Genomic DNA, 8,913 nt, shown 5'->3' with positions numbered 1-8,913 from the left:
TCTCCGTCCGGGGCCCCCGCGAACACCTTCCCGTCCGCCGCCACCGGCAACGGCAGCCCGGACACCACGGCGCCCCGCGCCGCCCCCGGCCGGGCCTTCGTCTGCCCCAGCAGCGCGCCCCCGGCCGTGTCGACGGCGACGACCCGCCCGTCCCCGGCGCTGAAGTACAGCCGCTTCCCGGCCACGACCGGCGCCGACGGGAAGCTGACGGACGTCTCCAGCCGCCAGCGCCGCTCCGACGCGCCGGTGTCCACGGCTGTCAGCGCACCGTCGGCCCCGAGCAGATGCACGGTGTCCTGCGCGACCGCCGCCTGCGCGCCCGCCACCGGGAAGCGCAGGGTGATCCGGCGCTGGGTGTCCCGCGCGGCGTCGTACCGGACCACGGCGTCCGTGTCCGCGTAGGCCGCCGACGTCGAGGTCAACCACAGCACGTCCTCCCGCGCGCCCACCAGACTCAGCGCCCCCGCCAGCCGCCGCTGCCACCGCACGACACCGGTCTCCGGGTCCACGGCGGTGACCCGCGTCCCGGCACCGTCCGCGTCGACGGCGTACGCGACCCGCCCCCCGTACGACTGGAACACCGGCTGGGCCGGACCGGCGACGCGGTGCCGCCACTTCCGCTCACCGGTGGCCGCGTCCAGCGCGGTGACCTCGGCGTCGGAGCCGGTGAGGAGGACGACGCCACCGACGTGCGCGATCCGGCCGTCGTAGCGGGCGATGTCCTGGCTCCACACGGTCCTGCCGGTCGCCGGGTCGAGGGCGGACAGCCGTCGGCCGCCCTCCGAGACGACGTGCAGCAGTCCGCCGGCGAGCACGGGCGGCTGCACGTTCCCGTCGGCGCGGCCTCCCGGGCCCGGCCGCGCCCAGCGCACGTCCCCGTCCAGGGGATCGACGGCGGCGGCCAGGACACCTGGGCGTGTGCAGTACAGCGCGCCGCCTCCGTGCACGCACTGCGGCATCCCGCTCGCCTCGGCGCCCCGTGCGCTCAGCTCGACGTCCCAGGCCCGGAACCGCTGGGTCTGTGCCGGACCGCCGGACGCCTCGGTCCCGCCCGACCCCGCCGGCACGACGGCCGCCGCGCCGAGCGAGAGAACGCCGATCCCGGCGGCGACACCCGCCGCCCACCACCGCCCCCGCTTCGCCGGCTTCGTCGGCTTCCCGGGCTTCGTCGACTTCCCGAGCCTCTTCGGATCCGACGCCTTGTTCGGCGGCGGGTCCGCGGTGGCGGGCGCGCCACGCCGATGGGTGGGCAGCTCGTCGCGGGCCGGTTCGAACGACCGCTCGGCCGTTCGCTGCTCCGGTATGAACGCCTGGGTGTCGTACGACGCCGACAGCGAGCGCAACTCCGCCATCAGCTCGTCCGGGGTGGGCCGGTCCTCCGGTTCCTTGGCGAGGCAACGGGCGACCAGTGGCACGAGTTCCCGCGGCACGCCTGTCAAGTCCGCCTCTTCATGGACGACCTGATACGCCACCAGATAGGGACTGTCGGAGTCGAACGGCCCGCTGCCCGTCGCCGCGTGCACGATGACCGACCCGAGCGCGAACACATCGGCGGCCGGCCCGACCTCCCGCGGCCTGCGGAACTGCTCCGGCGCCATGAACGGCGGCGTGCCGATCAGCTTGCCGGTCTCGGTGCGCAGTTCGCTGTCCGAGGGCCGCGAGATGCCGAAGTCGATGACTTTCGGCCCGTCCTCCGCGAGCAGCACATTGCTGGGCTTGAGGTCGCGGTGCACCACCCCGGCCCGATGGATGTCCCGCAGCGCCTCCCCCAGTCCCGCCATCAACTGCCGCAGCCGGGCGGTGGGCAGCGCGCCGTTCCGCTTCACGTACTCGGCGAGGGTCGGCCCAGGGATGTACAGCGTCGCCATCCACGGCCGCCCGGCATCCGGGTCGGCATCGACGACGGGCGCGGTGAACGCACCGCTGACCCGCCGGGCCGCCCCGACCTCCTGCCGGAACCGGCCCCTGAACTCGGGGTCCTGTGCGAACTCCGCGTGCACGACCTTCACGGCGAGCCGCAACCCCGAGGCCGACCTGGCGAGATGGACCACGCCCATGCCGCCGGATCCGAGCGGTGCCTCCAGCAGATACTGACCGGCGTACTGCGGAGATTCCGCTTCCGCATCCGTGCCGGTGCTGCGCCCTGGCGGCATCTTCACCCCCGGATGTCCGTCCGCACGCGCGACGCGCTGAGCCTAGTCGATACTGAGTGCGATACTCCCGCGGCTTGCTAGCCTCGGTGCGCCACGCGATTTTGGCGTGAACCATGCACAAAGCATCCAAACGGGGGGAGGCCGACATGGCCGCGGAGAACATCGAGATCGCGGGTGCGGGCGAGCAGGAGACGGCGCCGACGGCACTGGCGGAGCCCGGAACGCCGGCCGAGGCGGAGACGCTGAGCGAGACGGCGGAGACGGCGACGGCCCGGGTCCGCGCCTACCCGGTCGCCCCGGACGTCCGGCTCAACGTCCGCAGCGGTCCCGGCACCGACTACCGCATCGTCCGCGTCCTGCCCGAGGGCGCCACCGTCCCGATCTACTGCCAGCGCCCCGGCGACAGCGTCAGCGGCCCCTACGGCACCTCCGACCTCTGGGACTGCATCGCCAACTCCCAGTACGTCTCCGACGCCTACGTCAGGACCGGCAGCGACGGCTACGTGGCACCGCGCTGCGCCTGATCCCGCCCCGCCGCCCGCAGCTCTTCGCCCTTCGCAGGTCGCCCCGCCGCCTGTCACCCGTCGCCGCGGAGACGACACGTCGGTCTCCGCGGCTCAGCGGGGGCAGCGGCTCAGCGGGGCGGCGGCGCGAGGTGGCGGGCGCCGAGGGCCGAGGCGCGAGCGGGACCGAAGGGCCGCCCCGAGGCCCCTCGCCCGCCGGGGCCATAATCGAACTGTGAGCGACGACCAGAACGGCACCCCGAAGCGGCCCGCGGCCGACGGGCCCCGCCCCGAACCCCTCCGCTTCTTCGGCACGACCTGGGTAGCACACGACGGCGGCTACACCTTCCGCCGCATCGGCGTCTCCATCGGCTCCCTCGCCGCTGCCGTCGCCGCCTGCCTGGTGCTCCGCTTCGCCTACGAGGGCATCCAGCTCGCGGAGACGGGCGCCTTCGTCGCGCTTCTGCTCGTCGTCATGTTCGCGGTCTGCAGCTCCCTCGCCTTCAAGCACACCTGGGAAGGCTTCACCAAGCGCCAGGACCCCGACCGCCAGTCCGCGCTCCGCGGTCTGCTCACCATCGGCTTCGTCGGCTCCCTCCTCGCCTATTTCTTCCGTTCCCTCAAAGAGGCCCCTGGCGAAAAGCTCCACCGCGAGGAGTACGAGGTGTCCCTCCAGCACCACGCGAAGCGCACGTCCCGCCGCACCGGCAACCCGGCGAAGAGACGCCACCGCAACTGAGGGCCCACCGCGACGGGCCCGCCCCCGGCCTCGACGGGGTCAGAAGGTCCGACCCACCCCCCCCCCGCAAACCCCTGTCCCCCACCCCCACCCTCACCTCACGAGACCATGACCCCATGGCCCCCTCGACGTCGCCACCCCCACCCCCCACCCCGTCCCACCTCTCCCGCGCCCACTCCTTCAACGCCGCCGCCGCCCAGTACGCCGCGAACCGCCCCTCCTACCCGCCCGCGCTCCTCGACGCGATCGAGGAGCTGGCCCGGCGCCCCCTTCTCGGCTCGCGCGTGGTGGACGTCGGTGCGGGCACCGGCATAGCGACCGCGCTGCTGCACGGCCGGGGCGCCGCCGTGTTGGCCGTCGAACCGGGCGACGGCATGTCCGCCCACTTCCGCCGCACCCGCCCCGGCATCCCGATCGTGCGCGGTGACGGCAACGCCCTGCCCCTGGCCGACGCCTGCGCGGACTTCGTCACCTACGCACAGGCCTGGCACTGGACGGACCCCGGCCTCGCGCTCCCGGAAGCCTTCCGCGTACTGCGTCCGGGCGGCGCGCTGGCACTGTGGTGGAACCGCGACGCACCCGGCGTCCCCTGGGCCGCCGCCCAGGCGGAGCGGATCAAGCTGCACTACGGCGACCCGATCGCCGTGCAGCCCGGCACCCCGGACGCCGGCACGGACCCCTCCGCGCGCCCCGTCCCGACCCCTCACTACTCCCGCAGAGTCATCCGCTGGAGCCGTCGCGTCCCGCTCGACACCCACCTCGCCAACCTCGGCAGCCACTCGATCTTGCTGGTGGCCGGCGCCGAACGCAGCGAGGCGTTCCTGACCGAGGAGCGCCGCCTTCTCCTCCAGGTCTTCCCCGACGGATTCGTCGAGGAGGTCTACGACGTGGAACTGCTGGTGGCCACCACCTCCTGATGCACCCCGCGGCAGCCCGGCCGCCCTCTCACGAACGCCCCGGCCTTCTCAAGGCCGCGCACTGGTTCACGCGAGCACCCCCGGCCGCTGACGACTGCGAGTGACGCCCCTGCGGCACTCAAGATGCCCCGCCGACAACGGCAGTCGCCCCCCGGGACCCTTTGCCCCGCGACCCGGCTACTCCGCGCCCCGGCTACTCCGCGCCCCGGACACCCCGCGACGGGAGCCCCCGCCCCGGCACCCGAGCCCCCCGCACCGTGGCCCCCCACCCGCACACCCGCCGCCGCCCCACCGCCGTTGAGCACACCCACTTGACGCCCCCTACCCCCAGGAGCATTATTCACCGCATGATGAATTATATAGCCGAGCCACCCGACGCGGACGCGCAACCCGCATCCGCATCCCCCCGGAACCCCGCCATCCGTGCCGAGGACCTCACCGTTGTCCGTGGCCCCCGCAAGGTCCTGCGCGGACTGAACTTCTCCGTCCCCCGCGGCCAGATCACCGGCCTCCTCGGCCCCTCCGGCTGTGGCAAGTCGACCCTGATGCGCGCCATCGTCGGCACCCAGGCCAAGGTCACCGGCACCCTTGAGGTCCTCGGCCACCCCGCGGGCCACCGCACCCTGCGCACCCGCATCGGCTACGTCACCCAGGCCCCCTCCGTCTACGACGACCTCACCGTCCGCCAGAACCTCGACTACTTCGCCGCGATACTCGGCCCCGGCCGCTCCACCGCCGACCTCCGCCAGGACGTCGACCGCGCCCTCACCGACGTAGACCTCACGAGCCACGCGGGCGCCCTGGCCGGCAATCTCTCCGGCGGCCAGCGCAGCCGCGTCTCCCTGGCCGTCGCGCTGCTCGGCACCCCCGAGGTCCTGGTCCTCGACGAACCCACCGTCGGTCTCGACCCTGTCCTCCGCCGCGACCTGTGGACCCTCTTCCACACCATCGCCGCGGACCGCGGCGCCACCCTCCTCATCTCCTCCCATGTCATGGACGAGGCCGAGCGCTGCCACCGCCTGCTCCTCATGCGCGCGGGCGAGATCCTCGCCGATGACACCCCGGACGCCCTGCGCGCCCGCACCGGCGCCGAGACGGTCGAGGCCGCGTTCCTGCACCTGGTGGACCAGGCAAGCACCGAGGACCGCAACAAGGAGACGACCCGATGACCACCACGGCCACCACCCCCGGCGCGCCCACCGGCGCCCTGAACGCCTCGCGCACGGCCGCGACCGCCGCCCGGGTCCTGCGCCAACTCCGCCACGACCCACGCACCATCGCGCTGCTGATCCTCATCCCGTGCCTGATGCTGATCCTGCTGCGCTACGTCTTCGACGGCAGCCCGCGCACCTTCGACAACATCGGTGCGTCCCTGCTGGGGATCTTCCCGCTGATCACGATGTTCCTGGTGACGTCCATCGCCACCCTGCGCGAACGCACCTCGGGCACGCTCGAACGCCTCCTCGCCATGCCCCTCGGCAAGGGCGACGTCATCGCCGGCTACGCCCTCGCCTTCGGCACCCTCGCGATCGTCCAGTCCGCCCTCGCCACCGGTCTCGCGGTCTGGTTCCTCGGCCTCGACGTCACCGGCTCGCCCTGGCTGCTTCTGCTGGTGGCCCTGCTCGACGCGCTCCTCGGCACAGCCCTCGGCCTGTTCGTCTCGGCCTTCGCGGCCTCCGAATTCCAGGCGGTGCAGTTCATGCCGGCAGTGATCTTCCCCCAACTCCTGCTCTGCGGCCTCTTCACCCCGCGCGACAAGATGCACCCCGTCCTGGAAGCCATCTCGGACGTCCTCCCCATGTCGTACGCGGTCGACGGCATGAACGAAGTCCTCAGGCACACCGACATGACCGCCGACTTCGTCCGCGACGTCCTGATCGTCGCGGGCTGTGCCGTCCTTGTCCTGACCCTCGGCGCGGCGACGCTACGACGCCGGACGCCCTGACCCGCCGGGCGAGCACGCCATGTCCCGCCCACCGGACAAACGAGCCCGCCCCTCGCTCCTGGTGCGAGGATGAACCCGGACGACGCAACCTCCGGAGGGCCCCGCACCATGACCCAGAAAGTCGCAGTCCTCGGCACCGGCAAGATCGGCGAAGCCCTGCTCAGCGGGATGATCCGCAGCGGCTGGACCCCCGCCGATCTCCTGGTCACCGCCCGCCGCCCGGAGCGGGCCGAGGAACTCCACACCCGCCACGGAGTCACACCGGTCACCAACGCCGAGGCCGCGAAAACCGCCGACACCCTGATCCTCACGGTCAAACCCCAGGACATGGGCACCCTCCTCGACGAACTCGCTCCTCACGTCCCCGCCGACCGCCTGGTCATCAGCGGCATGGCGGGCATCACGACCGCCTCTCTCGAAGCCCGCCTCGCCGCCGGGACCCCCGTCGTCCGCGTCATGACGAACACCCCCGCCCTCGTCGACGAAGCCATGTCCGTCATCTCGGCGGGCAGCCACGCGGGCGACGCCCACCTCGCCCACGCCGAGGAGATCTTCGGCGCCGTCGGCAAGACGCTCCGCGTTCCCGAGACCCAGCAGGACGCCTGCACCGCTCTCTCCGGCTCCGGCCCGGCGTACTTCTTCTACCTGGTCGAAGCCATGACCGACGCCGGCATCCTGCTCGGCCTGCCCCGCGACAAGGCCCACGACCTCATCGTCCAGTCCGCGATCGGCGCGGCCACCATGCTTCGCGACAGCGGCGAACACCCGGTCAGGCTCCGCGAGAACGTCACGTCCCCCGCCGGCACCACCATCAACGCCATCCGCGAACTCGAGAACCACGGCGTACGGGCCGCACTCATCGCCGCCCTCGAAGCCGCCCGCGACCGCAGCCGCGAACTCGCCGCCGACAACAACTGACACGCCCGCCGGCGGCGATCACCCCGAGCCGCGACCCGCCGCCGGCCCACGCGTCTACCGGACCGCGTTCAGCACAGCCTCCGCACGGGAAACGCCGGCACCCGTATCAGAGGAGGCCGGCAGCAACCCGATCGCGCGATGAGCGGCATCCACGGTCGGCCGGGCCATCGCCCGTGCCCTCTCCGCACCATCCCGCAGCACCCCCTCCACATAGCCGGGATCGGCACACAGCTCCTTGTGCCTCTGCTGTACGGGCCTGAGCAGCTCGACCACGGCCTCCGCGGTGTCCTTCTTCAAAGCGCCGTACGACTCATATACACCGCTCAGCTCCGATGGGTTCCCATCGGTCGACGCCGCCAGGATCTCCAGCAGATTCGCGAGCCCCGGCCGTCCCTCCCGGTCGTAGACGACCTCCCGCCCGCTGTCGGTCACCGCCCGCATGACCTTCCTGCGCACCACGTCCGGCTCGTCGAGCAGATAGACGATCCCCGGCCCTGCGTCGTCGCTCTTCCCCATCTTCGAAGCCGGCTCCTGCAGATTCATCACCCGCGCGGCCACCTCCGGATGAGTGGCGCGGGGCACCACGAACGTGTGTCCGTATCGCTGGTTGAACCGCACCGCCAGATCCCGCGTCAGCTCGACATGCTGCGTCTGATCGCCCCCCACAGGCACCTCGTCGGTCCCGTACGCCAAGATGTCCGCCGCCATCAGAACGGGATACGTCAGCAACGACAGCCGCACACTCCCACCCCGCGCCTGCTCCCGGACCGCCTTCTCCTTGTACTGGATCATCCGCCGCATCTCACCGTCGACCGCCACGCACTCCAGCAGGTACGACAGCCGCGCGTGTTCGTCGACATGACTCTGGACGAAGACCGTGCACCGCTCCGGATCCAGTCCCGCCGCCAGCAACAACGTCGCGGCCTGCCGAGTCAGCCTGCGCACCCGCGCCGGATCGTGCTCCACGGTCAGCGCATGCAGATCGACGATGCAGAACAGGGCGTCCGCCCGGTGCTGGTCCACCTCTGCCCACCGCCGCATGGCACCGAGGTAGTTGCCCAGCGTCAGATGCCCCGTCGGCTTGACCCCGCTGAAGACTCGCGTCATCTCTCCACCTCCTGGTCGAGACCGCCGCGCCCGGTCGGCCGGCCCCCTCGGAGGGAGAAACAGGAACGGCCGCCGAAGCGGCGGCCGTTGAGTGCATACGTGCGCATGGCCGCCGTCAGGCGGCCCACCAGAGCCGGGTGCACGTACGCGTAGTCACAGCCTCAGACTACGCCTCCGGGGTGCCGTCACACACCTGAGTTGACACCCTCCGAGCCGATACGTATTGTTCTCCGAGTTGTCCGACGTGAGCGCCGACTCCGGTCGGTCCCCGGGCAGCGATTCCGTGAGTAGCAACCACTCCCGACGAGCAGTCGATCCGTCGCTCTGCTGTCGTGCTGTCGGTATGCATATTTATGGAATGAGGAATCCGTGTTCGAAAGGACGCAGACCCCGATTAGGTCGGGGGCCAGGAATCCGCTAAAGTCTCACTCGTCGGAAGGGCCCAACGGCCCGGAAGGCAAACCCCGCTGACTGGGGATCAGGTCAAAAAAGATCTGATAAAGTTAGAAACGCCGGAAAGGAAAGCGCAGAAGCGAAGACCTGGAAAGCACCGAGGAAATCGGGTCGAGAAAAGATCTGATAGAGTCGGAAACGCAAGACCGAAGGGAAGCGCCCGGAGGAAAGCCGCGAG

The 8,913-nt window shown here is 71.6% G+C and carries 8 protein-coding genes; 6 read left to right on the top strand and 2 right to left on the bottom strand.

The window, feature by feature from the left end:
• The coding region (locus tag ACWCPM_RS01545; protein WP_450974371.1) for a serine/threonine-protein kinase at window positions 1-2,153 on the bottom strand (2,153 nt) is incomplete at its 3' end.
• A 146-nt stretch (window positions 2,154-2,299) separates the two neighbouring features.
• Between ACWCPM_RS01545 and ACWCPM_RS01540 the strand changes: the two genes are divergently transcribed.
• From ACWCPM_RS01540 to proC, 6 genes are all read left to right on the top strand, one after another.
• Window positions 2,300-2,677 carry an SH3 domain-containing protein gene (locus ACWCPM_RS01540; RefSeq protein WP_450974103.1) on the top strand — a complete coding sequence of 126 codons (378 nt, stop codon included), beginning with the start codon at window positions 2,300-2,302 and terminating at the stop codon, window positions 2,675-2,677.
• A 214-nt stretch (window positions 2,678-2,891) separates the two neighbouring features.
• A complete protein-coding gene (locus ACWCPM_RS01535; RefSeq protein ID WP_450974102.1) occupies window positions 2,892-3,395 on the top strand; it encodes an EamA/RhaT family transporter in 504 nt (167 codons plus the stop codon).
• A 116-nt stretch (window positions 3,396-3,511) separates the two neighbouring features.
• Window positions 3,512-4,312: a class I SAM-dependent methyltransferase gene (locus ACWCPM_RS01530; RefSeq protein ID WP_450974101.1), complete on the top strand. Its 801-nt coding sequence runs from the start codon at window positions 3,512-3,514 to the stop codon at window positions 4,310-4,312.
• A 347-nt stretch (window positions 4,313-4,659) separates the two neighbouring features.
• Window positions 4,660-5,481, top strand: a complete 822-nt coding sequence (locus ACWCPM_RS01525) for an ABC transporter ATP-binding protein (protein ID WP_450974100.1) — start codon at window positions 4,660-4,662, stop codon at window positions 5,479-5,481.
• The gene (locus ACWCPM_RS01520; protein WP_450974099.1) at window positions 5,478-6,257 is read left to right on the top strand and encodes an ABC transporter permease; all 780 of its coding nucleotides are present in this window, start codon (window positions 5,478-5,480) and stop codon (window positions 6,255-6,257) included. Before ACWCPM_RS01525 ends, ACWCPM_RS01520 begins: the two co-directional genes overlap by 4 nt.
• Before the next feature lie 108 nt (window positions 6,258-6,365).
• Entirely contained in the window at window positions 6,366-7,175 is an 810-nt protein-coding gene (gene proC / locus ACWCPM_RS01515; protein WP_450974098.1) for a pyrroline-5-carboxylate reductase, read from the top strand.
• Between the two features lie 54 nt (window positions 7,176-7,229).
• Here proC and trpS read toward each other — a convergent pair whose 3' ends face one another.
• Window positions 7,230-8,282 (bottom strand): tryptophan--tRNA ligase, encoded by a 1,053-nt coding sequence (trpS, locus tag ACWCPM_RS01510; RefSeq protein ID WP_450974097.1) that lies wholly within the window; start codon window positions 8,280-8,282, stop codon window positions 7,230-7,232.
• Between the last annotated feature and the right edge of the window lie 631 nt (window positions 8,283-8,913).

The organism is Streptomyces sp. NPDC002309 (assembly GCF_053593375.1).
The sequence above is the reverse complement of the archived record's forward strand: the minus strand, read 5'-3'. Positions and strand labels throughout refer to the sequence as shown.

Bases quoted from the DNA above. Each gene is read 5' to 3' on its own strand.
- ACWCPM_RS01540 (WP_450974103.1), top strand. From the start codon at position 2,300: ATGGCCGCGGAGAACATCGAGATCGCGGGTGCGGGCGAGCAGGAGACG.
- ACWCPM_RS01530 (WP_450974101.1), top strand. From the start codon at position 3,512: ATGGCCCCCTCGACGTCGCCACCCCCACCCCCCACCCCGTCCCACCTC.
- ACWCPM_RS01525 (WP_450974100.1), top strand. From the start codon at position 4,660: ATGATGAATTATATAGCCGAGCCACCCGACGCGGACGCGCAACCCGCA.
- ACWCPM_RS01520 (WP_450974099.1), top strand. From the start codon at position 5,478: ATGACCACCACGGCCACCACCCCCGGCGCGCCCACCGGCGCCCTGAAC.
- proC (WP_450974098.1), top strand. From the start codon at position 6,366: ATGACCCAGAAAGTCGCAGTCCTCGGCACCGGCAAGATCGGCGAAGCC.
- trpS (WP_450974097.1), bottom strand. From the start codon at position 8,282: ATGACGCGAGTCTTCAGCGGGGTCAAGCCGACGGGGCATCTGACGCTG.